At 61.4% G+C, this 24477-nt stretch carries 21 protein-coding genes; 11 read left to right on the top strand and 10 right to left on the bottom strand.

Going from position 1 to position 24477, the window contains the following annotated elements; genetic code table 11:
• The first annotated feature begins 184 nt into the window (after positions 1-184).
• The 4 genes from lgt (at position 185) to BDW41_RS11725 (ending at position 3479) form a co-directional block, all read left to right on the top strand.
• The gene (gene lgt / locus BDW41_RS11710) at positions 185-1075 is read left to right on the top strand and encodes a prolipoprotein diacylglyceryl transferase (protein WP_074547861.1); all 891 of its coding nucleotides are present in this window, start codon (positions 185-187) and stop codon (positions 1073-1075) included.
• Between the two features lie 3 nt (positions 1076-1078).
• The gene (locus tag BDW41_RS11715; protein WP_074547860.1) at positions 1079-1873 is read left to right on the top strand and encodes a thymidylate synthase; all 795 of its coding nucleotides are present in this window, start codon (positions 1079-1081) and stop codon (positions 1871-1873) included.
• A gap of 151 nt (positions 1874-2024) precedes the next feature.
• The gene (locus BDW41_RS11720; protein ID WP_074547859.1) at positions 2025-2513 is read left to right on the top strand and encodes a dihydrofolate reductase; all 489 of its coding nucleotides are present in this window, start codon (positions 2025-2027) and stop codon (positions 2511-2513) included.
• A 12-nt stretch (positions 2514-2525) separates the two neighbouring features.
• Positions 2526-3479, top strand: a complete 954-nt coding sequence (locus tag BDW41_RS11725) for a Nudix family hydrolase (protein WP_074547858.1) — start codon at positions 2526-2528, stop codon at positions 3477-3479.
• 1 nt (position 3480) lies between these two features.
• On the opposite strand, the gene coaE is transcribed toward BDW41_RS11725, so the two are convergent.
• From coaE to pilB, 4 genes are all read right to left on the bottom strand, one after another.
• Positions 3481-4104 (bottom strand): dephospho-CoA kinase, encoded by a 624-nt coding sequence (coaE, locus tag BDW41_RS11730; protein ID WP_074547857.1) that lies wholly within the window; start codon positions 4102-4104, stop codon positions 3481-3483.
• On the bottom strand, positions 4101-4958 hold the full coding sequence (locus tag BDW41_RS11735; RefSeq protein WP_074547856.1) for an A24 family peptidase: 858 nt from the start codon (positions 4956-4958) through the stop codon (positions 4101-4103). The genes coaE and BDW41_RS11735 overlap by 4 nt, the downstream gene beginning before the upstream one ends.
• Before the next feature lie 65 nt (positions 4959-5023).
• The gene (locus tag BDW41_RS11740; protein ID WP_074547855.1) at positions 5024-6286 is read right to left on the bottom strand and encodes a type II secretion system F family protein; all 1263 of its coding nucleotides are present in this window, start codon (positions 6284-6286) and stop codon (positions 5024-5026) included.
• A gap of 158 nt (positions 6287-6444) precedes the next feature.
• Positions 6445-8166: a type IV-A pilus assembly ATPase PilB gene (gene pilB, locus BDW41_RS11745; protein WP_074547854.1), complete on the bottom strand. Its 1722-nt coding sequence runs from the start codon at positions 8164-8166 to the stop codon at positions 6445-6447.
• Positions 8167-8393: 227 nt separating this feature from the next.
• On the opposite strand from pilB, the gene BDW41_RS11750 reads away from it, so the two are divergent.
• From BDW41_RS11750 to BDW41_RS11780, 6 genes are all read left to right on the top strand, one after another.
• Positions 8394-8840, top strand: a complete 447-nt coding sequence (locus BDW41_RS11750) for a DegT/DnrJ/EryC1/StrS family aminotransferase (RefSeq protein ID WP_074547853.1) — start codon at positions 8394-8396, stop codon at positions 8838-8840.
• 213 nt (positions 8841-9053) lie between these two features.
• Complete coding sequence (locus BDW41_RS11755) at positions 9054-9908, top strand: glycosyltransferase family 2 protein (RefSeq protein WP_074547852.1); 855 nt, start codon at positions 9054-9056, stop codon at positions 9906-9908.
• A 21-nt stretch (positions 9909-9929) separates the two neighbouring features.
• Entirely contained in the window at positions 9930-11135 is a 1206-nt protein-coding gene (locus BDW41_RS23020) for a glycosyltransferase (protein WP_083337609.1), read from the top strand.
• Between the two features lie 5 nt (positions 11136-11140).
• Positions 11141-12982, top strand: coding sequence for an asparagine synthase (glutamine-hydrolyzing) (gene asnB / locus BDW41_RS11770; protein ID WP_074547850.1), 1842 nt, complete (start codon positions 11141-11143; stop codon positions 12980-12982).
• Between the two features lie 4 nt (positions 12983-12986).
• Complete coding sequence (locus tag BDW41_RS11775) at positions 12987-14093, top strand: glycosyltransferase (RefSeq protein WP_074547849.1); 1107 nt, start codon at positions 12987-12989, stop codon at positions 14091-14093.
• Positions 14094-14097: 4 nt separating this feature from the next.
• Complete coding sequence (locus BDW41_RS11780; protein ID WP_158536997.1) at positions 14098-14991, top strand: lysylphosphatidylglycerol synthase domain-containing protein; 894 nt, start codon at positions 14098-14100, stop codon at positions 14989-14991.
• A 7-nt stretch (positions 14992-14998) separates the two neighbouring features.
• Here the strand turns inward: BDW41_RS11780 and BDW41_RS11785 are convergent, their stop codons facing one another.
• The 6 genes from BDW41_RS11785 to BDW41_RS11810 form a co-directional block, all read right to left on the bottom strand.
• On the bottom strand, positions 14999-15763 hold the full coding sequence (locus BDW41_RS11785; protein WP_074547847.1) for a TylF/MycF/NovP-related O-methyltransferase: 765 nt from the start codon (positions 15761-15763) through the stop codon (positions 14999-15001).
• 76 nt (positions 15764-15839) lie between these two features.
• Positions 15840-16631, bottom strand: coding sequence for a class I SAM-dependent methyltransferase (locus BDW41_RS11790; protein WP_074547846.1), 792 nt, complete (start codon positions 16629-16631; stop codon positions 15840-15842).
• A gap of 75 nt (positions 16632-16706) precedes the next feature.
• A complete protein-coding gene (locus BDW41_RS11795) occupies positions 16707-18692 on the bottom strand; it encodes a hypothetical protein (protein ID WP_074547845.1) in 1986 nt (661 codons plus the stop codon).
• Between the two features lie 97 nt (positions 18693-18789).
• Entirely contained in the window at positions 18790-20739 is a 1950-nt protein-coding gene (locus tag BDW41_RS11800; protein ID WP_074547844.1) for a hypothetical protein, read from the bottom strand.
• A gap of 59 nt (positions 20740-20798) precedes the next feature.
• Entirely contained in the window at positions 20799-21233 is a 435-nt protein-coding gene (locus BDW41_RS11805) for a pilin (RefSeq protein ID WP_074547843.1), read from the bottom strand.
• A gap of 131 nt (positions 21234-21364) precedes the next feature.
• Entirely contained in the window at positions 21365-21823 is a 459-nt protein-coding gene (locus BDW41_RS11810; protein WP_074547842.1) for a pilin, read from the bottom strand.
• A 563-nt stretch (positions 21824-22386) separates the two neighbouring features.
• On the opposite strand from BDW41_RS11810, the gene BDW41_RS11815 reads away from it, so the two are divergent.
• Complete coding sequence (locus BDW41_RS11815) at positions 22387-24471, top strand: S9 family peptidase (protein WP_074547841.1); 2085 nt, start codon at positions 22387-22389, stop codon at positions 24469-24471.
• Positions 24472-24477 lie beyond the last annotated feature (6 nt).

Consider the following 24477-nt stretch of genomic DNA (forward strand, 5'->3'; position numbering starts at 1 on the left):
AGCCTGCTGCAACAGTCAGGTGATAGTAGGTTTTAGAGTGAGAGAACTGCCCGCGCAGGGCGGAAAAGGCCGGTTGAGGCGGCGCGGGCGCGAATATCCGGACCTGTTCGCGGGTGATCGTCGCCGCCATGTCTAAGCATGGCGTGGCCGGCTACACTGGCGCTTTGTCGCTACCCGCTTGCCCATGACGCAGCCCTTCACCGTTGCCTTCGACCCCATCGCCTTCAGGCTGGGGCCGCTACAGATTCACTGGTATGGCCTGATGTACCTGGGAGGCTTCCTCGGCGCCTGGCTGCTTGCCGAGTACCGCCGCCGGCGCGGACGCCTGCCGGTGACGCGCGATGCGCTGGGCGACCTGGCGTTCTACGTGATGATGGGCGTGATCATCGGCGGACGTATCTGGTACATGCTGTTCTACGCCGACATCCACTGGATCTGGCAGGACCCGCTGGCGATCTTCCGCGTATGGGATGGCGGCATGAGTTTCCACGGCGGGCTGCTTGGCGTGCTTACCGCGGGCCTGTGGTGGTCGCGCCGCAACCACATGCATTTCTTCGATACGGTCGATTTCGTCGCGCCGCTGGTGCCGATCGGGCTGGGCCTGGGGCGCCTGGGCAATTTCATCAATGGCGAACTGTGGGGCAAACCTGGCACGGTGCCTTGGGCGATGCTGTTCCCGAATGCACGCTCCGCCGATGTGGACTGGGCTGCCACGCATCCCCAGTGGCAGGCGGCGCTGGCGCAGTTCGGCGGGTTGCCGCGCCACCCCTCGCAGCTCTATGAAATGCTGCTGGAAGGCGTGGTGATGTTCTCGGTGCTGTTCCTGGTGTCGCTGAAGCCGCGCCCGCGCTATCTCGTTTCCGGCCTGTTCGCGCTGATGTATGGCTGCTTCCGCTTTGGCGTGGAGTTCGTGCGCGTGCCCGATCCGCAACTGGGCTACCTGGCGTGGGGCTGGCTGACCATGGGCCAGATCCAGTCGTTGCCATTGATCGTGATCGGCGTGGTGTTGCTGGTGATGTCGCGCAACGCGCCGACCCTGCGCCTGTACAACGTCGCCATGCCGACCAAGGAGTAAGCCGTGCGCGCCTACCTCGACCTGTTGCAGCACGTGCTTGACCACGGTACGGAGAAGGCGGACCGCACCGGCACCGGTACGCGCAGCGTGTTCGGCTGGCAGATGCGTTATGACCTGTCGGAAGGGTTTCCGCTAGTCACGACCAAGAAGCTGCACCTGCGGTCGATCATCCATGAGCTGATCTGGTTTCTGCAGGGCGACACCAACATCGCCTATCTCAAGGACAACGGCGTCAGCATCTGGGACGAGTGGGCCGACGAGCATGGCGACCTTGGTCCGGTCTACGGCCAGCAGTGGCGCGCATGGCCGACCGCCGACGGCGGCGTGGTGGACCAGATCCGCTGGGTGGTGGACGAGATCCAGCGCAACCCAGATTCCCGCCGGCTGGTGGTAAGCGCCTGGAACGTCGGCGAGCTGCCGAAAATGGCGCTGATGCCGTGCCATGCCCTGTTCCAGTTCTACGTGGCGAACGGCAAGCTCAGCTGCCAGCTGTACCAGCGGTCCGCCGACATCTTCCTGGGCGTGCCGTTCAACATCGCCAGCTACGCGCTGCTGACCCACATGATCGCCCAGGTGTGCGGTCTGGGCGTGGGCGACTTCGTGCACACGCTGGGCGACGCGCATCTCTACAACAACCACGTGGAGCAGGCGCGCCTGCAACTGACCCGCGAGCCGCGTCCGCTGCCCCGGCTGCAGCTCAACCCGGACGTGCGCTCGATCTTCGATTTCCGCTACGAGGACGTCGCCATCGTGGGTTACGAGCCCCACGGCGCCATCAAGGCCCCCGTGGCGGTATAAAGGCAAGACGGGGCCTGCGCTGACAGAAGGACGCGTGCCCCGCCGATTGTCATCTGGCGAGGGCGGCGCCCGCATCCTGCTAAGATCGGCGCCGCGCGGCGGCCCTGGCGGACGGCGCGAGGTCAATACCGTCGATGATTCAAGGATTTCCATGGCTATTTCGCTGATTGCCGCGCTGGATGAGAACTTCGCCATTGGCCGCAAGGGCCAGTTGCCCTGGCACCTGCCGGACGACCTGCGCTGGTTCAAGGAGCTCACGCTCGGCAAGTACGTGCTGATGGGCTACAACACGGCCGTGGCCATCGGCCGGCCCCTGCCGGATCGCACCAACCTGGTGCTGAGCCGCAAGCACGAGGCGCCGTTTCCCGGCCAGATCACCGTGCGCTCCCTCGCCGAGGGTTATGCCCGCGCCGGCGGCACCGGCCTGATGGTGATCGGCGGCGGCGAGGTCTACACCGAGGCCCTGCCCAAGGCGCGACGCCTGTACCTCACCTGGGTCAACGCCGCGGTGGACGGGGCGGACACCTTCTTCCCTGGCGTGCATTTCAGTGACTGGACCGAGGTTTCCCGCGTGCATCACAAGAAGGACGAGACCCACGCCTACGACTTCGACATGGTCGAATACATCCGCAACGACTGAGCGGATCAGCGCATGACCGCTCCGACGGCCGGCGCCATGCACGTCATGGCCGGCGTCATGCTGGACGCCCAGGGGCGCGTGCTGCTGGCGCAACGCCCCCCGGGCAAGCACCTGGCGGGCCTGTGGGAATTTCCCGGCGGAAAGCTGGAGGCGGGCGAGGCGCCCGCCGATGGCCTGGTGCGCGAGCTTCAGGAAGAGCTTGGCATCGATGCGGCCATCGGCGAGCCACTGATTCGCGTGCCCTGGCGCTACGGCGAGCGCTCGCTGCTGCTGGATGCGCGTGTAGTGCGCTCCTGGCGGGGCCAGCCGGCCTCCTTGGACGGGCAGGCGCTGCGATGGTGCGCCCCTGCCGCCGTCGACCTGAACCTGCTTGCGCCGGCGGATCGGCACATCCTGCGCGCACTTCAGCTGCCGGCACGCTATGCCATCACGGCGGATGTGCCCGTGGAGGAAACCGGGGAGTGGAGCCGGCGCATTCGCGGCGCCATCGCCGCCGGCGAGCGGATGATCCTCCTGCGCTTTCCCCAATGGCCTGTGGCACAGGTGCGGGCGCTGGCTGCCGAACTGTTGCCCGAGGCGCGCGACCGCGGCACGCATCTGCTGCTGAGCGGCGATGTCGACGGCGCGCTGGCCTTGGGCGAGGGCGTGGGTGTACAGCTCAAGGCCGCGCAATTGGCGACTTTCCACGCCCGGCCGCTGCCACTCACGCAATGGGTCGGCGCGAGCTGCCACCGCGACGATGAGCTTGAGCAGGCCCAGGAAGTCGCGGACTTCGCCACCTTGTCGCCCGTCGCCGCCACGGCGACACATCCTGGCGTCACGCCCATGGGCTGGGCGGCCTTCGAGGCGCGGGTCAGCGGGTCGGCCTTGCCGGTCTATGCGCTAGGCGGGATGAGCCTGGCGTTGCTCGACACGGCGAGAGCGGCGGGCGGGCAGGGCGTGGCGGGTATCCGCGGCTTCTGGTGATTCAGCGTTTCGCGTGCGCGAACGCCAGATAGCGCGCGTGCAGTTCGGCCACGGCCCGGTCGAGAGCGGATTCGTCGCCACTGTTCTCGATCACGTCGTGGGCGAGCGACAGCCGCTGTTCGCGCCGTGCCTGGCGTTCGATCATCCGGCGGGCCAGGGCCTCGTCGATGCCATCGCGCTGCATGAGGCGTTGCAGTTGCAGCGATTCGGGCGCGTCAACGACGAGGATGCGATCCACCCATCGATAGTGATCGTGGTTCTCGGCGAACAGGGGAATGGCGAGAAGGCAGTAGGGGCCATCGTCCGCCTGCACGCGCTCGCGCAACCATGCCCGCACGCGCGGGTGCGTGATGGCTTCCAGCGCAAGTCGTTCCGCGTCGTTGCCGAACACGCGCTGGCGCATCGAGGCGCGATCGAGCGCGCCGCCGGCGTCGAGCACCTCGGGGCCGAAGTGGGCTGCAATGGCGGCCAGCCCTTCCGAACCCGGCGCGACGACCTCACGGGCGGCGACGTCAGCGTCGTAGACATGGATGCCCAATGCTTCGAACCGCCGGGAGACCGCGCTCTTGCCCGCGGCGATGCCGCCGGTCAGCGCGACAACGTAACCCGGATGGGGCGAGGTCATGACAGTCCGGTCAGCTGCATGTACTGCTGCATCAGCCAACCGCCGGCCACAAACCACACCCAGCCCGCCGCGGCGATGAAGGGGCCGAAGGGCATGGGGATGTCGCGACCGTGCTTGCGCAGCGCAATCAGGCTGCCGCCGACAATGGCGCCAATGAACGAGGAAAGCAGGATCACCGGCAGCAGAGCCGTCGGCCCCATCCATGCGCCCAATGCGGCGAGCAGCTTGAAATCGCCGTAGCCCATGCCCTCCTTGCCGGTGAGCAACTTGAACAGCCAATACACGCTCCACAGGCTGAGGTAGCCAATGGCGGCGCCGAGAATGGCCGTGCCGGGAAGCACGAACATCGGCAACAGGCTGAGCAGCAGGCCCAGCCACAGCAGCGGGTAATTCAGCTGGTCAGGCAGGTACTGGGTGCGAAAATCGATGCCGGCGAGCGCGATGAGCATCCAGGTAAAGACCAGACCGGCGAGCGCCATCCAGGTTGGGCCGAACTTCCAGACGATCACCGCGCTGGCCACGCCGCTCAGCAGCTCGACCAGCGGGTACTGGATGGAAATCGGCGCCTTGCAATAGCGGCAGCGTCCGCCCAGCAGCAGCCAGCCGAACAGGGGAATGTTGTCGTGGATCGCGAGCGGATGCTTGCAGTGCGGGCAGTGGGACGGCTCACGCACGATGCCGGGTGGCAGGCTCTGGCCGTCGGGCTCCATGGCCAGCGTATCGAAGGCATCCAGCCGCCATTGCGCCATGAGGCGCGCGGGCAGGCGCAGGATCACCACATTCAGGAAACTGCCCACCAGCAGGCCGAGCACGCCGGCGGCAAGGATCCAGGCCCAGAGGGGAAGTGCGAGCATGCGAACATCCGAAGGCTATAAAAAAGCCCCTCTCCCGGCGGGAGAGGGGCCTGACGTCCAAGAGCTTACACGGTGCTGGCGAGCTTGAAGATCGGCAGATAGAGCGAAATCACCATGCCGCCGACGAGCACGCCTAGGATCACCATGATCAGCGGTTCGAGCAGCGTGGAGAGCGTATCGACCGCGTTGTTCACCTCTTCTTCGTAGAACTCGGCGACCTTGAAGAGCATGTGATCGAGTGCACCCGATTCTTCGCCGATGGCCGTCATCTGCACGACCATGTTCGGGAACAGCCCAGTCTGCCGCATCGACAGCTGCAGCTGATGGCCAACCGCCACGTCCTCGCGCATCTGCTTGACGGCATCGCCGTAGACCACACTGCCCGTCGCGCCGGCTACCGCGTCCATGGCCTCCACCAGGGGCACGCCCGCGCGGAATGTCACGCCCAAGGTGCGCGCGAAGCGGGCAATGGCGGACTGCCGGAGGATGCTGCCGATAACCGGCACTTTCAGCATCACGCGATCAAGGAAGTGCGCAAACTTGACGGAGCGCTTCTTGGCCATCACCAGCGCGACGATGCTGCCGATGATGCCGCCAACGACCAGCCACCAATAGGACTTCATGAACTCGGAGGCGCTGATGACGATCTGCGTGGGTGCGGGAAGCTCGGCACCGGCGTCCTTGAAGGTCTGCGCGAACACCGGCACCACGAAGAGCAGCATGATCATGCTGACCAGCAGCGCCACGGCCAACACCATGACAGGATAGAACAGGGCCTTCTTGATCTTGGCCTTGATGGCTTCCGTGCGTTCCTTGTAGGTGGCCACGGTGTCCAGTACCGAGTCGAGCACACCGGAAGCCTCGCCCGCATGCACCAGGTTTCGATACAGCTCGTCGAACTGCACGGGATACTTGCCCAGCGCCTCGTGGAGCGCGGAACCGCCCTCGATGGTCTGCTTGACGTCCGTCAGCATGTTCTTGAAGCGGATGTTCTTCTGGCCGTCCGCGATGATGTCGAAGGCCTGCACCATCGGCACGCCGGAGGCCATCATGGTGGCGATCTGGCGGCTGAAGATGGCGACATCGCGGGGCTTGACCGTGCTGCCGGAGGCGCCGAACAGCGGCTTGCCGCGTTCCTTCACTGTCTGCGGGTTCATGCCCTGACGGCGCAATTCGGCCTTGACGAGCGAGGCGTTCTTGGCCGCCATGTCGCCCTTCATGCGCTTGCCGCGCTTGTCCAGCGCCACCCAGTCGTAGGTGGTCAGCTTGCTGATCTCCGCGCGCTGGGCGCCAATCGACTTGACGTTTTTAGCGGTGGCCGCAGCCATGGCATTTTCCCCCTGCTGGTACGGTCGGGCCGCCTCAGGATGGCGACCGTCTAATCGATACAGCTTAAGTCATTCCCCTAGGTCAATTCGTGGCACCTGACGCAACTTCGGTGCGACGGACAGCCCATCCCCGCGGCGGCCGGACCGCCGTCGGTGCTTCAGTCCTTCGTGACGCGGTCGATTTCGGCCAGGCTGGTCACGCCCTTCTTGACCTTGAGCAGTGCCGAGTCACGCAGGTCGTTCACGCCGGCTTTCCTGGCCGCTTCGCCGATCTGCAGCGTGTTGCCGCCCTGCAGGATGATCTTCTGGATCTCCTCCAGCATGGGCATCACCTGGTAGATACCCACGCGGCCCTTGTAGCCTTCGTTGCAGTTGTCGCAACCCACGGCTTCGTAGATGGTAAGGCCGGCGTCGATATCCGCCTGGGTGAAGCCCGCGTCCAGCAAGGCCTGTGGCGGCAGGTTCATCGGCCGCTTACAGTCGTGCAGGCGGCGGGCCAGTCGTTGGGCAATCACCAGGGTGACCGACGAGGTGATGTTGTAGGGCGCGATGCCCATGTTCATCAGGCGGGAGATGGTCTGCGGAGCGTCATTCGTGTGCAGGGTGGAGAGCACCATGTGGCCCGTCTGCGCCGCCTTGATGGCGATCTCGGCGGTTTCCAGGTCGCGGATTTCGCCCACCATGATCACGTCCGGGTCCTGACGCAGGAACGAGCGCAGGGCGGCGGCGAAGGTCATGCCGCGCTTGGTGTTCTGCTGAACCTGGTTGATGCCCTCGACGCGGATTTCCACCGGGTCTTCCACCGTGGAGATATTGCGCTCGGCGGTGTTGAGGATATTGAGCGCCGTGTACAGCGACACCGTCTTGCCCGAGCCGGTGGGGCCGGTGACCAGCACCATGCCGTAGGGCTTGTGGATGGCGCTGAGGTAAAGCTGTTTCTGCTCGTCCTCGTAGCCCAGGGCATCGATGCCCAGCTTGGCCGCCGAGCCGTCGAGGATACGCAGCACGATCTTCTCGCCGAACAGCGTGGGCAGGGTGCTCACGCGGAAGTCGACCGAGCGGCTCTTGGACAGGTTGAGCTTGATGCGGCCGTCCTGCGGCACGCGGCGCTCGGCGATGTCCAGGCCGGACATCACCTTGATGCGCGAGGCAATGCGCGAGGCGAGCTTCATCGGCGGGCTGGCAACGGCGCGCAGCATGCCGTCCATGCGCAGGCGCACGCGGTACTGCGTCTCGAACGGCTCGAAATGGATGTCGGACGCGCCGCGCTTGATGGCGTCGACCAGGATCTTGTTGACGAACTTGACGACAGGTGCATCGTCATTCGCGGTAGCATCGATACCGGTGGATTCGGCCTCGTCGTCGCCGCCCTCCAGCGATAGCTCGTCGAACTCCCCGCCGCCCATGTCAGGCACCGCATTGCCCAGGGCGGTAAGCGCGGTTTCGATCACCTTCAGCAGCTGGCCCCGCTCGACCAGGATCGGCTCCACCATGCAGTTGGAGTGGAACTTGATTTCATCCAGTGCATGCGACTGCATGGGGTCGGCGATGCCGACGAACAGGCGCTTGCCGCGCTTGAACAGCGGCAATGCATGATGCTTGTTGATCAGCGCCTCGCTGATCAGGCTCACCGGCATGTTGGCGGTCGCCAGTGCGCTGACATCCATCATCGGCATGCCGAACTCGTCGGATGCGATGCGGGTGAGCCGCGCGCTTTCGACCAGGTTGTTATCCAGCAGCCAGGCCGTGAGCGAGGTCTTGCTCTGGGTCGATTCGGCGACTGCCCGGCGCACGTCGGCCTCGGGCAGCACATCTTCCGATACCAGCCTGCGCGCGAGGCCGGTGAGGCCCGCGAGCGACGGTTGCATTAGCGTTGACATGGCGATACGGTCCAGCCCCCTGATGGGAAGGGAATTTACCCCAGTTGCGGGGGTGGGTCACCTGCCGGGATCAGGGCATGGGCCCGGGAGTGATGGGGCGCACAGATCACTAATGCATCCGGCGCCAAGGCTTGGGCATGCAACACATGTGCCTTCCGATCACTGGCGTGGACGCCGCCGTGGGCTTGGGATAGAAAGACCGGCCACCTCGAAGAACCGGATCGTTCGTGACGCAGCCTGACACTTCCACGCCCTTTCTGGTCTTTGGCGCGCCTCGTATCGAAGAGGATGAGATCGCCGAGGTCGAGGCCTGCCTGCGCTCGGGCTGGCTGGGCACCGGGCCGCGCGTGGCCCAGTTCGAGCAGGATTTCGCGCGCTGGCGCGGCGTGCAGGCCTCACAGGTGGTGGCGGTCAATTCCTGCACCGCGGCCCTGCACGTAGGCATGGCCGGATCCTTCCTGGCCATGAATACCCATCGCATCGGTAAGGGCGTCCACTACCTGTCGGTGCCCGAGCATCCCTATTACCAGCAGCGCTTCGGCTGGCGGCCCGACCAGTGGCCGGAAGCCATGCGCCTGGGGCGACAGACCGTGAGCTTGCCGCTGTCTCCGGCCATGTCCGATGGTGACGTGGAGCGGGTCATCGAGGCGGTTCGCTCTGTCCTTTTGGCCTGAAGCCGTCAAAATCGCCGGGCGTCCCGGGTTCGCTCACCGTCATCCGGCGAAACCTGGAATCCCGCGACTTTAAGGCGCCAGGGAAGACCAAAGAGCGCTGCCACGACACAGCGTGATGTGACCCAGAGCCCGCAATTTCACGCGGGCCCGTGTTGGCCGCGGATTGGCGCAACACTCAGGTTATGATGCCGGCTCACTCTCGGGGACACGCTTTTGAATCGCCTAAGCATCATCCTGCCCGCCAAAAACGAAGGAGCGGCGCTTAAGGATTTGTTGCCACGCCTGCGCCAGGCTCAACCCGCGGCAGAGATCATCGTGGTGGATGACGGTTCGACCGACGACACGCGGGACATCTGCACGGCAGCCGGCGTGAGCTGCCTGTCCTCGCCCTACTCCATGGGCAATGGCGCAGCGATCAAGCGCGGCGCCCGCGCCGCCAGCGGCGACGTGCTGGTATTCATGGATGGCGACGGCCAGCATGACCCGATGGACATCGCTCGGCTCCTGGAAAAGCTGGATCAGGGCTACGACATGGTCGTCGGCGCCCGCGACTGGAGCAGCCAGGCGGGCGTGGGTCGCGGAGTGGCCAATACCATCTACAACTGGCTGGCCACACGCATGACCGGGCACGTTGTGGCGGATCTGACGTCGGGTTATCGCGCAGTGCACGCCGACAAATTCCGCGAATTCCTGCACCTGCTGCCCAACGGATTTTCCTATCCGACCACGAGCACCATGGCGTTTTTCCGAAGCGCGTACCCCGTGGCTTACGTGCCAATCACGGCGTCGCAGCGTGTGGGTAAGAGCCACATCAAGCCGCTGAAGGATGGTGTGCGTTTCTTGCTGATCATTTTCAAGATCGCGACGCTGTACTCGCCGTTGAAGCTGTTCGCGCCTGCAAGCGCCTTGTTCTTCCTGCTGGGTTGCGTCAACTACGCACGAACGTTCCTCGTGGATGGACGGCTGACGAACATGAGCACGCTGATGTGGAGCGCGGCGGTGATCGTCTTCCTGATCGGTTTGGTTTCCGAGCAGATCACGTCGTTGATCTACCGGCGCGATGCGTGACCTGACCTGCGTGTTGCAGTCATGAAAAAGATGCGCGTGCTTGCATTGACGACGTCCTATCCGTTGCGACCCGAGAGTTCCGCCGGCATCTTCGTGCAAAGCCTTTATCGGCAGCTGGCTGCTGTATGCACGATAGACGTGGTCTGTCCCGCCGATTCAAAGACGCTGAAAGCGACGTTTACTGATGACGTCGCGCCCGATATTCGCGTTCATGCCGTGCGTTATGCGCCCGGTGCATGGCGTACCCTCGCGCAGGGTGCCGGTGGCGTGATGACCGGACTGCAACGTGCGCCATGGCGTGCATGGTTGCTGCCATGCTTGTTGCTTGGATTGTTTTGGCGCTGCCTGCGGCTCGCGGGAGATGCGGACCTGATCCACGCCAACTGGTCCATATGCGGGGCCATGGCAGGCGTGGTCGGACGCTTGCGGGGAAAGCCTGTCGTCACGACATTGCGTGGCAGTGACGTGGCGCGCTCGACGCGTTCGCGGCTGGATCGAATGATCCTCGGGCGGGCGGTGCGCTACAGCAGCACCCTGATATGCGTGTCGGCACCGATGGCCGAGCGGCTGCGCGAACAATTCCCCAGCCGGGCTTCCGATATCCACGCCTGTCTCAACGGGACCGATGAGGCATTCTTTCGGGTGGATAGAGCGATTTCAGGCGATGCCAGTTTGCGGGTGCTGGCGGTGGGCAACCTGATTCGGCTGAAAGGTTTCGACGTGTTGATCGAGGCCGTCGCGCGCGCGCGTCACCGCGAGCAGGTGCGGGTGACCATCGTCGGCAGCGGACCGGAACGGGAACCGTTGCTGGCCCTGGCGGCATCCCGTGGCGTGTCTTCCTGCTTTAACTTTGCCGGGGCCGTACCCGCAAGTGACATGCCCAAACGCATGTCGGAAGCGGACGTGTTTGTGCTTTCCAGCCGTTCGGAAGGTCGGCCCAATGTCGTGGTGGAGGCGCTGGCTAGTGGCTTGCCGGTTATCTCCACCGATCTGGACGGTGTGCAGGGAATGGTGGACAACGGCGACAACGGTTGGCTGGTCAACGTCGATGATCCCGTTGGCCTGGCCGCTGCACTGGATCATGCTGTGATTGATCGCGTTGAGCTTCAGCGTCGTGGCGAACGTGCACGGACGTTTGCCCGCGCTCATATCGGAACATGGTCGGATACCGCGCGCTGTTATGGAGCGCTGTTCAACGCGGTTTTGACGGCAGACGAGAGGCAATAACCTTCATGTGTGGAATAGCCTTTCTTCGAGCCCCAACCGTATCGTCAGGCGAGCGTCGCGAGCGCATGGACGCAGCACTGCAACGGCTCAAGCACCGCGGCCCAGACGAAACCGGGTGTTTTGTCGGTGACGATTTCGTGGCCGGGCACACACGGTTGGCGATCATTGACCTCAAGGGCGGCCATCAACCCATGCACGATCCCGCTGGGCGCTGGGTGTTGGTGTTCAACGGGGAGATCTACAACTACCGGGAACTGCGCGCCCAGTTGCAGGGGCGGTGGGATTTTCGGGACGACAGCGACACTGAGGTGTTGCTGGCAGGCTTGATCATCGAAGGCGCAAGGTTTGTCGAGCGCCTGGATGGCATGTGGGCATTCGTGCTGCATGATCGCGCTTCCGGCGACATGCTGCTTTCGCGGGATCGCTTCGGCAAAAAGCCCCTGTATTATCGTCGCCACGGAGCGATATTCGCTTGCGCTTCCGAATTGCCCGCATTGGAAGTGCTGACACCGGATGTGGCCATTACCGAAGATGCCGCCGGCATCGCAGATTATTTTCGCTACGGCTATGCGCTGCCGGGAGCGACCTGCGTGTCCGGTGTAAGCGAAGTCCTGCCGGCGCATATGCTGCAATTGCGCGCAGACGGCTCCGCCGTTCAGGAACGCTATTGGTCGCCCTCGGTCGAGCCCTGGACGGGAAGCTTTGAAGAAGCCGCCGAGCAGGTTCGCGAGCTGTTGACGCAGGGCGTGCGCCGGCGCCAGCTGGCCTCTGACGTTGAGGTCGGCGCGTTTCTCTCCGGCGGCGTCGATTCGACCACCGTCTGCGCGCTCGCGCAGGAATCGGGTTTCGGCAAACTGCGAACATTCACCGCGGGCTTCGCAGAGCCGACCTACGACGAACGCGCGCCGGCTGCGCGGGCAGCTGCTGAGCTCGATACATTGCACACGGCGGAAGAGATCAAGCCGGACATGGCCGCGGCGCTCGCCACCGAGCTTCCGCGTCGCATGGGCCAGCCGTTCGGTGATTCTTCGCTGGTCCCTAGCGCACTGGTCGCTTCCGTGGCCGCACGGCACGTCAAGGTGGTGCTTAGCGGTGATGGCAGCGACGAAATCTTCGGTGGCTATGCGCGCTATATGGGTCGACTGCTTCGCCAGCGATACCATCGGCTGCCCGCCCCGTTGCGTTCGGTCGTCGAACGCGCCGTACTGGCCACGCCGGAACCTTATGCGCATCACAGTGGCAGCCTTCTGAAGCGTGCACATCTTTTCGTGCGCCTGGCACGCGAGGACAGGGATACCTATATCGGCCCCCCGGCCATTCGCAAGGAAACGTTGGCGCAATTGGTACCCGGGCTGGGTGTGGGAAATCCGATGCCCGATCGGCCATGGCCCGATGATCCGGCGGAATTGCGGCACATGCTGCTGATGGACTGTCTGGTCTATCTACCCCAGGACATCCTGCAAAAAGTCGACCGCGCGACGATGATGTACTCGCTCGAAGCCCGCAGCCCCTTCCTGGACAAGGCGCTGTTTGAATTCGCGATTCGCCTGCCCTGGCAATGGCACTTCTCCGGAATGCAAGGCAAGCGCGTGTTGCGCGCTGCCATGCGCGGCCGCGTGCCAGACTTTATCTGGGCTCGCCGCAAGCAAGGATTTGCCTCGCCGGTCAGTCACTGGATGAGCGGCTGGCTGGGAGAAAACCTGCTGGCCATGACGGATTCGGACAATACCGGCGTTGTGGATGCAGCAGGTGTGCGCAAGCTTCTGAATGAGCATCGCGCTGGGCGCGCCGACCACTCCCAGCCCCTATGGCTGACTTACGCGTACCTTCGCTGGCGCATGGGCTGACCGGATGGCCACGCGCGCTGATCGCATCCTGCTGGTCTTGCCGAGCCTCGAACGAGGGGGCGGCGAGCGTGTACTTCTGCAATTAGCCGGGGCATTTCAGGCTGCTGGGCGTGAAGTGCATGTAGCGGCCTTGTTAGGCGGTGGTCCGCTGCGCTCCGCCGTTCCAGGTTCGGTAAAGTTGCATGAGCTGGTCGATGTTAGCGAGGCGCCTAAGAGCCTTGCGCTGGCGCGGAAAGCTTTCCCGAGGTTGGCGTCCCTCATCCGTGTGATCAAGCCGCAAGCCGTGTTGAGCACGATGACAGGCACAAATCTGTTGGTTGCGTTGACGCTCATGCGAGCGCGAGTTCGTGCACGGCTTATATTGCGAGAAGCCTCCAGTCTCGCCAACACCAGAAGTTCAATGAAGCGACAAGCGATGCGCTGGCTCTACAGGCGTGCTTACGGGGTGGTCGCCGTGTCGGCCGGGGTGGCGCAAGACCTACGAGGGATTGGCCTTGCAAGCGAACGCATCCACATCATACGCAATCCAGTTGATGTTGAGCGGCTGCGCCACCTTGCAAAGACTGGTTTGGTGCCAGCGGTCCAGCGTCGAACGCCATATATTGTTTCGCTAGGGCGCTTGACCGAGGCGAAAGATTTTCCAACCTTGTTGCGAGCTTATGCACTCAGTGCGTTGATGGAGAGTCACTGCCTAGTCATCGTCGGGGCCGGTGAACAGCGTTTGAGCCTGGAAGCCCTGATTGATGATTTGGGGCTAGGGGATCGCGTCCTGCTCACGGGTGCTCTCGATAATCCTTATCGTGTGCTTGCAGAAGCTAAGCTGCACGTTCTCTCTTCTCGCTGGGAGGGATGCCCGAATGTTCTACTGGAGGCGCTGGCATTGGGGGTTCCAGTGGTATGCACGGATTGCGCACATGGTCCACGTGAAATACTTGATGGTGGACGTTACGGCAGGCTTGTGCCAGTGGGGGACGCGGGCGCGCTAGCAGGCGCGATGGATGCGGAATTGGAGCGGCCGTCTTCCCCGGGTGATGCGGTGATCGCCGCCCACAGTTCACCGATGATCGCCTCGCGCTACCTCGATTTACTTGATGGGAAACTGGAGGATTGAAGTCGTGAATCGGCCGTGGCGAGTAGTGCGAAACGTCGCGTACTTTGCGCTTGTGGTCGTTGCGATAGTGTTGGTCGTCCACTGGTGGCCAGAGCTTGCAGCGATCTGGCGCAAACAGGCCCTTACTTTTGTGGGCGCCATCGTGATCATGATGTGCGGCACGCTGGTGCAGACACGCAACTTTTTGGTGTTTCTTAACGTGGGGCATTCGGTGCGATTTTGGCGTTTCGCGCAGGTCTGGGCCTTGAGCTCACTTGCGAATTACGTGGCCCCATTGCAGCCTGGCATTGCAGTACGAGTCGCTTGGCTGGCGCGTTGTGGCGTGAACGTGTCGGAAGGGCTGCTGGCGACTTGGCGCCAGCTGGTTGCCAGCGTCTGGATTTCGTTGGTCGGATTGGCTGTCGGACTATTACTAACAGGCGACTCGCGCGGCCGCTGGCCGGCCCTATTTCTTGGGGTGGCTTGGGTGGCGATATATTTGCTGCGTAGCTTATGTCTACGGTTATTGGATCGATGGACACGTCCCGCATGGTTGGCGCACCGAAAGCAATTATTGCAGCGTGCCGCGACTGGCATTGTATCGAGTGGCTTGGCGGGGGTCGTCACGCAATATGTGTTAGGTACACTGGTACTGTATTGGGTCTATGGCCGATTCGGTGCCGACATTGGTATAGGGCAAGCGCTTGTGCTGACCTGCCTAGTGTACGTCTCGTCAATGATCTCCGTGTTACCGGGAAACCTTGGAGTGGTGGAGGCGATCTACATGTTCGGTGGACATGGATTCGGCCTTAGTGTGGCCGAGACGGGCGCGCTTGCACTGCTTTTACGGGTCTCAAACGTCGCCAGTAGCGTGCTGCTCGCTCTTTGCGGAGTAGTCAAGCCAAGTCGGGAAGGCTAGGGACAAGTCAAACCTTGGTGATAACACCCTGCCCAGTAGCCAGATGCAAGATGCTGATGCCCTGTGTGGCTGCCAACTCTTCGGCAGCGCGAGTGGCGCCCGGGCAGGTTTTGAACCCATAGTCATCCATCACGATCACGCCTCCCTTTACAAGGCGAGGGTAAAAAAATTCAAGGCTGTCGCGTGTTGGTTGATAAAGATCCACATCGATGTGCACGACACGGAATTGACGATTCGCAACCTCGTGGAACCGGTCAGGGATCCACCCGGGCAGCACCACAATTGAATCACCGTAGGGAGCAAGGTTGTTTCGTAGCACCGCCTCACTCGTACACAAATCTCCGGCAGTCCATGGCATGACGTCTGCGTCGATGTCTTTGTCGGTTGCGTCGGGATCGGATAGTCCTTCGAACGAGTCGAAAAGATAAAGCTTCCCGTGGGTCGAAGCCTGGGCAGTAAAGAAGGCGGAAGTGCCAACATAGCAACCACATTCGGCCAGATCGCCTGGTAACGCATTGCTAAGCTTCACGTATTCACGAAGCGTCCACTTTCTATCTTGCGAGTAAGGATTGCCGGGCGACATGCGATTGAAGTCGTCCAGGAACTGCTTATCCTCCCGCCAAAGCTTATAGTCATCGCTGATTGGGAAATCTCCGAATGCAGCGGCCGCGACACGCGCCAATTCTTGGCGTACACGTCTGCGCTGAGCTGGGTTGCCCGTAATGAACCATTTTACGGCTCTGCCAAGGCGGCTAGGGGTGATCATCGCCATTAGTAGTTCCGGCTCTCGGATAATGTTTTGTTGGTGGAGGAAGGGCGCGTTGCCACTGCGGGATCTTTCATCGGTGTCAACCGCGCCGCTTGAACACGAATTCATTGCAGCCAAGTCCGTGGGTGAGGACGTGTCGCTGCAATTCAAAACCCTTTGTGGACAACCTGTTCACGACGTCCTCTGGTTTGGCGACTTCGAACGGGTATCCGCCCAGCCAGTCGCTCCAGTCATGTGTGATTGACATGCCACGCCTGCGTGGATAGTTGCGGATATGGTTGCCCGGAAGTTCTCCTTGGCGAATGTCCAGCGCCAGCGTGTAAAACCCGAACAGCGGAAAGAAGGTTGCCTTTACCAGCCATCGTCCAAGGGTGCTGCTGCAGTAGAAACGCTTGATACCACGCCAGATCCGGGAGCGCATGCCCTGGTCATTATAAAGCGCAATCAACAGTATTCCGTTGGGAGTCACCCCTTGCTGTGCGAGGTCAACTGCTGTCCACATGGCGCCGGTGTGGTGCAGTACACCCCACGAATAGACTAGATCGAATGTTCCCAGCGATTCCATGAATGCCGGATCGAGCACAGAGCCTCGCATCACAGTCCAACGTTTGTCATCCGCGCCGTAAAGTTGATGCAGTTCCTGGGTGCAGCTTACAGAGTCAGAATCGTAATCGAAGGAGACTACTTCCGCGCCGAGCTGATACATGGCCAGGCTGGATAAACCACTTCCAGAGCCAATATCCAGCACGCGCCAGTCCTGCAGATTCTCTCGGTCCAGTAATTTACTGATGGCGACGCGTGATTGATCGATCCTGTGGTCATCCAGCAAGGACAGGAAGGAGCGCCAGTTTTTTCCGAAGGCGAAGCGCATGAATCGTATTCTTCCGAAAGGTGCCGTAATGCTTGTTATGACCGGTGTCTATGCTTCTGCCTGCGTTCACGAGCGCTATCGCAGTCCGTCGGCTGACGTCGGCGACGCAGGTTTGCTGAGAAGCGTTTCCAAAGATTGAATGGTGGTGTCCAACCTTCCGCCGAAATTCATGGTTTGCAGTTGCGCCAGGGCCTTGCGTGCTCTTTCGTTCTCTCTACTAGCTGCCAGCATGCGCACCAGTGTGACGCGGTAGCTTGGCTCATTGGGCGAAGAGTTCACCGCGCCTTCGATCATGCGAAGCCCAAGCGCATGATTGTCTAGCACGTTCCAAGCGTAGTTGCCGTACGTGGCCTGCAGCCGGGCGCTGGGATTGGGATGAGACAGTGCTGCCTCGAACGCCTGTGTCATCCGGTCACAGGGAAGAGGGCAGGAACCGTCCCGAGCACAGTCGACTAGCGCGGCGAGCGAGCTTTCGTCCTGCACGCCCGATTTTCGGGCGTGGAGTTTTGCGATCATACTATCCCACCAATCTGCCTTGAGAGGCAGACCCATACGTGAATTCATGAAGATCAGCGCCTGCTGGGGCAGGATTGAGGATTCGGGGAGATTCGCCGCTTTTTCCAGCGGGGCGTAAGCCAATCTCGTATAAGGCGATGCTGGGTCGTAATGAGAATAGATAATGTAAGTGCGCCCTAACTCGTACTGAGCACGTGGTGAGCCAGGCGCTCGCTCTGCAAGTTCTTGCGCAAGGCGTAAGGGGTCACCCCAGACATGGGCGGTGAGAGCCGTGAGAGCTGCCCACCAGAGTATCAAAATGGCCAATATCCCGCGGCGTATCCACAATCGGGCTATCGAGTAGCTGTCCGCCTTGGCAAGCCAGGGCACAACGGTCAGCAACACACCGAAACTGGCGAAATAGTTGCGATGTTCGTACACCAGTTCCAATTGCAGGATCGTGCCGGTTAATAGTTGGCATCCGAGGAATAAGGCAATACCAAGAGCTGCTATTGATTCCCGCTTCCGCAACCAGAAAACCATCACGGCCAGCGTGGCCAAAGAGAGCATGCTGGTCAGCGTGGTCCAAGGCGAAAGCGGTCCGGTCGAAATGTGAAAATCATCATGGTAGAACGAGAGAGCATGCGATGTGGGCAGCAACGTCCATACGAGGTAGTCGCAAACGACCCGTGCCTCGCTGAGCAGTCGCTGGCCGAGCGTGAAATCGCGCGTAGCCCAGTTGGCTGGATTCAGAACTTGTGGAATTTGCCAAGCTAGCCCAGCGATCATGGGGATAATCAGCACCAGCAAAAACAGGCCGATGATGTATCGACTTCGCGTCACATGGCCATCAGTACATGCTTGGCGCTGGCGCCGAAAATCGAACATGATCCATTCAATAAGGAAAGCATAAAGCGGCAACATTACCGCCGTTTCCTTGGCGAGCAGACCAATAGTTGTGAGGATGGTCAGGCTTGCAGCACAAAGCCAGAAACCTCCCCAACCGGAATATCTCTCATTGCCCGGAATGGTACGGGCCTGCATCCATTGACGCCCTGCCACGTAACCTGTCAGCCCCAGAAGTACAAACAGGTTGGCTATGCTCTCCTCGCGCTGGACCACGTACAGCACGCCGGTGAGGTTGATGGGCAGCAGCATCCACCCGGTGGCGATCAAAGCTGCAACGATGGAAATAGAAGAAGCTTCCAACCCATTGCTCGGATGGTTGCTGGGAGCGGATGAAGCCGTTCCTGCTATGGCGAGCAGGCGGCGAGTGAGCACGAATACCAGAATGCCATTCAACAAGTGAATGATGAGGTTGAATAGCTTCCAGCCGAACGGATTTAAGCCTCCCGCCAGATAGTTCGCAGCAAAGCTCAGCGAAGCCAGCGGCCGCTTGAAATCGCTGGCCGGCGAGGACAGCGCGGCACGTACCAATGCCGGTACGCTTAATTCGCGCGGTTGCACTCCAGGGTTGTCCACGATGTTGGGGTTATCGTCGAAGAGCCAGTAGCCCTGTAGGCCAGGCCAATAGACCGCTGTGACGATAAGCAGCGAGATGGGCATGAGCCATCGCGCAGCAGGTATTTTCCAGGCGGAATTCATTTCATAGACGTTGAGAGAGTTGGGCGATTATTGTGCCGTATGGGGCGCCATGGTTAGGCTACTCAGTCTCCCCTCTGGCATTACGTTCATCCTTGCGCATCTGGCTGATTGCGGCGATATCCGCTGCGTTTATGCTGCGATCGTCCACAAGTAGGCGCCGCAGCAGCGGCAAACGGTGGTAATCGGTATTGCTCAATACATCGACGGCTTGGTCATACAGGTGAGCGCTAGCCAGATATTGGGCCTCCAGACGCGGGATGTTGGCGTCTGGATCATTCTGGTAAGTGGCCTCAAGTTCGTGTATGGCCATGTTAAGGTCGCCTTGGCTGACGGCCCAGAAGTGCCTCTGATAGTGAAGATAGCCGGTCGCGAAACGGTTATTAACGTATAGTGGATTGGAAAGCAATGCGCTGGTGATGCTCAACCAAGCGTCGGATGTAAGTGCTGGGCACGAGCCTTGGGTTGCGGCCGCGCGTAGCGTTTCTATGCTTTCTAACCCGCTCTGGTCGAAACGCGCGGTGCGAAGGAGCACGATCAGTTTGTCCAGATCGTTCTGTGTAAGGTCGCCTTGAGCGCATTGAACCAAAACGCGATCTTCTGCAAGCGAAGGGGTGTTCGGGTGTAGTTGAATAGCCTTATCCAACACTTGCCGGGTAGCGTCCAGCTGCCTGTGCTTGTACAACCGCTCAGCGAGATACGTCTGCGCGCGCACTGAGTCTGGTTGGGTGTTGGCCCAGACCAGGGCAAGCCGGTCTTCGGATGCATACGCGCCTGCGCTCAGCGCCGTGGTAATACAGCACGCCATTAGCCAGATGCAGGAAGCCATATACAACATGCGTTGCTGTCGCCCTTGAGGCTGACGCGCAACGATCAGTGCCAGAGCCATCACGGGGCCGATCAGTGGCATGTAGTTGCGGTGCTCGAAATACAACTCCAGCATCACGGTGGAGCTTTCGAGCAACTGACCGCCGAGATACCAGAGTACAGCCAGCGCAAAGAGTGGCCACCGTCGGTAGCTCGCCAAGGCAGCGATCAGCGCTCCGATCGTTGTCAGCAGTGCAGGTAGCGTGGACCAGGGTGAAAACAGGCTACGTGATACCGGGTAACCGTCGTGATATAGGCCATATAGCCCGAATCTCGGTAGAAAAATCTTGCCAAGATAGTCGAGCAGAATGCGCGGCTCTGTCAGCAGACGCTGGCCTATCGTGAAATCTCGCGTGCCAGTGTGCTCCCACTCGCTAAAGAGTGTCCAAAGCAAGTAGCTTAATACAAACAGCACGGCAGGCCAGATCAACAGGCGCCGCAGCCAAGACAGTGTGGAGGGCAAACGTTGCACGTCTGTACGCAACAACGTAGCGTCAAGCACTAGCGCATAGATTGGTAGCAGGATCCCGTTTTCCTTGCTCAAGAAAGCCAGTCCCATGCATACACCTAAACCCAGTACCATCCATGCGCCGCGTTGCCATATAGGCTTTTGGCCCGCCAATAAGCCTCGCGTGTAGGCCAGAAGCCCAAGCAGCATGAACATGGCCATGAGCAAAGTCATGCGTTGCACCACCAGCACCACGCCCGAAAGCTGGATAGGATTGAGCAACCATGCTGCAGCAGCTATGCATGCAGTCAGGCAGGCGCGGCCCTCCAGGGAATCTGCCGTGAGCCGGCCAGACAGCCAATGATGCGAAACACGTCGGACCAAGGCGAAGACCAGAGCACCATTCAGCAAGTGAATGCTCACGTTGATCAGGCGGAACGGGAACGGATGACTTGGCCACGAGGATTTCTGCAGCAGAAAACTCAGCATGGCCACCGGCCTGCCAGGGAAGCTGCGTGGCTGCGAAAGATAGATGCCTAAGTCGCGCCAGCTTGATACGTGATCGATACTGTCTAGCGCTGCTAGATTGGGAAAGTCGTCAAACAGAAAAGGGCCGTGCATGGCCGGCCAGTACAAAAGTGCGCAGACGAGTAAGGCGGCCGTTAGCCCGAGCAGGGCAAATATTCGGGCAGACATCAATAATCCTGGAAGATCGAAAGATGGCGTAGCCATCCAGACGCTATATCGGGCGCAGGCTACTGGCAGGTTTGGGGGAGGTAAACCGGATCTGCATCACTACTGCATTGCCAGCTTATGGCGCCGCCCGTGCTTCCCCCCATCGTGAGTATGACCTGTTTGCCCTGTAGCCTGGGTGCGACGGTATGGTTTCGCATAAAGGCTGTAATCACGCAACCCGCTCCGCTGTTGGAGATCTTGACGTTATCCACGTATTTGCCGTTATAGCTGGCGGCTGCGGCGAAACCGTTTGCTCCAAGCGTCGGGCAGCTCCCGGCTTGGGCGTAGTACGTGGAGACGTCGGTTTTGAGGCCATCGGTAAGAGTAAATGCCTCGCTCAATTGTGCCTTGGCCACTGAATTCTGATAGATCGTGATAGCTAATGCACTGAGAATTGCAATGATCGCCACCACGATCATTACCTCGATGAGCGTAAAGCCCTTTATGCGTTTCATTGCCTTCCCCCTTTAGGCAATCCAATCCTGGGTCGCATCGCTTGGCCAAGCAAACGGTACGCCAATTCTTTGCTGAGCTGAAAAAAAAGCCCCTCCGTAGAGGGGCTTTTTGAACGCGTACTAGACGGGCCTTACTGGCAAGCCTGTGGCAGGTACTTCACGTCGACGTTCGAAGTGCAAGCCCAGGTGAAGTTTCCACCAACGTTCGCACCCTTGAAGACCGCATTCTTGCCACCCTGCAGCGGGGTCGAAATCGAGCCCGCAGTGTTCTTGAAATTAATCGTGATGTCGCAGGTGGGATTGGTGGCGGCGGTGCCGGCAGCCACCGCGGCAGAGGCCACGTACTTGCCCGCGTAGCTGACGCCAGTCGGGAAACCAGGCGTAGTGCCAAGCGTCGGGCACTGTCCAGCCTGAGTGTAGTACTCGGCAATCGCGGTCTTCATGCCGTCAGCGATGGTCTGCGACTCGGAAAACTGCGACTTGGTGATGTAGTTCTGGTACTGCGGGATGGCGATAGCCGCCAGGATCGCGATGATCGCAACCACGATCATCAGTTCGATCAGGGTAAAGCCCTTCTGCACGTTCTTCATGGTGGTTCCTCTGTTTTGGTTAGCTAACCGGTAGTGCCCCCTGAGCCCCGGTCCCGTATCCCCCTAGGCGGGAACGGACCCCTCACGCGGTCTGGAACGACCAGGAAGCTCCCGGCATCTGCAGCATGTTCTATGCCACGTTTGCCATGTGGTGGTTACCCGCAGCGATGCGGGTGTGAGGATTGTGCATAGGGTCACGGGCCCCGACAACCGGATACGGCCTACGTTCTTGCAGGATTGTCGAGCATGTCTCGGTGCGCCTGGGCCGTCTGCTCTTGCAGGGCAATAAGTGACGCTGTGCGTCAGCAGATTTGTGAGACGCCCGTCTCGAAGTGCTCTGGTTGGTCACTCTTTCGGGCTCGGGCAGGCGGGGCGGGGAAGGTGTTTTCCCGGGATTTCGGCGGGAAGCACGTACTCGCGGCATCGCCAAATACCTCGGCGGCATGAGACTGGAACCGGCTCAAAACGCCCGTCTGGGCTCCGCCCTTGCCGCACCGTGCCTTGCGCCAGGCCCCTCGCGCCACTTACCGTCACCCCTTTCGCAACACCCAGGAAACCCACGCATGAAACCCTTGTTTGTCGCGCTGGCGCTGGCGCTCGCGCTGGCCGGTACCTCCGCCGTGGCGGCCGAGGTCGAAAATCACGGTACCCATCCCTTTGGCATCCGCGATCTGGTGATGATGGATCGCGTCGGCGACCCGCAGCTGTCGCCGGATGGCCGCCAGGCGCTTTATACCGTGCGCGCCACCGATTACGCCGCGAACAAGGGCATCACGTCGATTTACGTGCTCGATCTCGCCAAAGGCGGTGCGCCGGTGAAGCTGGTGGAGAAGGCCTCCTCGCCGCGTTGGGCGCCGGATGGTTCGGCCGTTTACTACGTGGCCGAGAAGGATGGCGTGTCGCAGCTGTGGCGTCGCCCGCTCGGGGCGTCGGCCGTCGCAGTGCAGGTGACGCATGCGCCGATCGATGTGGATGGCTACAAGCTCTCGCCGGATGGCAAGAAGGCGTTGCTCACCTTGGGCGTGTTCACCGATTGCGCGGATCTGGCCTGCACCAAGGAGCGCCTGGACGGCCGCGAGAAGGACAAGGCCTCGGGCACGGTGTACGACAAGCTGTTCGTGCGTCACTGGGATACCTGGGCGGACGGCCGCCGTGCGCAGCTTTTCATTACCGACCTGGATAACCCGTCCGAACAGCCAGTGCTGCTAACCCGCGGCATCGATGGTGACGTGCCGAGCAAGCCGTTCGGTGACGATGGCGAATTCAGCTTCTCGCCCGATGGCAAGACGGTGTATTTCGACGTGCGCATCGCGGGCAAGAGCGAGCCGTGGTCGACCAATTTCGATGTCTACAGCGTGCCGGCGGATGGTTCGGCGGCGCCGCGCAACCTGACCGCCGACAACCCGGCGTGGGATGCCTCCCCGGTGCCGTCGCCGGATGGCAAGACGCTGTACTACCTCGCCATGAAAGTGCCGGTGTCCGAGGCCGATCGCTTCCGCATCATGGCGCTGGACCTGGCCAGCGGCGAGAAGCGTGAAGTGGCCCCGAACTGGGACCGCTCCGCTGGTGGCATGCAGGTGTCGGCGGACGGCAAGACGCTCTACGTCACGGCCGACGACAACGGCCAGCGCCCGCTGTTCGCCGTGGACGCTGCCAGCGGCATGGTCACCACGCTCGTCACGAATGGCGAAGTGGGCGGCTATTCGCTGGGCAAGTCCTCGCTGCTCGTGCAGCGCGATGACCTGAAGCGTTCGGCCGACCTGTACACGGCCGACCTGCAGGGCAAGGGGCTCAAGCAGGTCACGCACTACAACGCCGAGCGCCTCAAGAAGACGCAGATGGGCGAGCCGGAGTTCTTCACCTTCAAGGGCTGGAACAACGAGACGGTGCAGGGCTACGTGGTGAAGCCGGTGGGCTACAAGTCCGGCAAGAAGTATCCGGTGGCCTTCATCATTCACGGCGGTCCGCAGGGCGCGATGAACAACGCGTGGAGCTACCGCTGGAATCCGCAGACCTACGCGGGCCAGGGTTTCGCCGTGGTCACCATCAACTTCCACGGTTCCACCGGTTACGGCCAGGCGTTCACCGACTCGATCTCGGGCGACTGGGGCGGCAAGCCGCTGGAAGACCTCAAGGCCGGTTGGGCCGCGGCGCTGTCCAAGTACAGCTTCCTCGATGGCGATCGCGCCTGTGCACTGGGCGCCAGCTACGGCGGCTACATGATCTATTGGATCGCCGGCGTGTGGAACCAGCCATGGAAGTGCCTGGTCGACCATGACGGCGTGTTCGACGCACGCGCCATGTACTACGACACCGAAGAACTCTGGTTCGAGGAGCGCGAGAACGGCGGCACGCAATACGAGCACCCGGAAAACTACGAGAAGTTCAACCCGATCAACCACGTCAAGGATTGGCGCGTGCCGATGCTCGTGATCCATTCGGCCAAGGACTTCCGCATTCCGGATACCCAGGGCCTGGGCGCGTTCACCGCGCTGCAGCGCCGCGGTATTCCCAGCAAGCTGCTGCACTTCCCGGATGAGAACCATTGGGTGCTCAAGCCGCAGAACAGCGTGCAGTGGCATGAGACGGTGAATGCGTGGCTGAAGGAGTGGACGGCGAAGGGTGGGGCTGCTTCGGGCTCCAAATAAAGCCAG

The sequence above is a fragment of the Dyella sp. AtDHG13 genome (assembly GCF_003201105.1).
In the GTDB taxonomy this organism is placed as follows: Bacteria; Pseudomonadota; Gammaproteobacteria; order Xanthomonadales; family Rhodanobacteraceae; genus Dyella; species Dyella jiangningensis_B.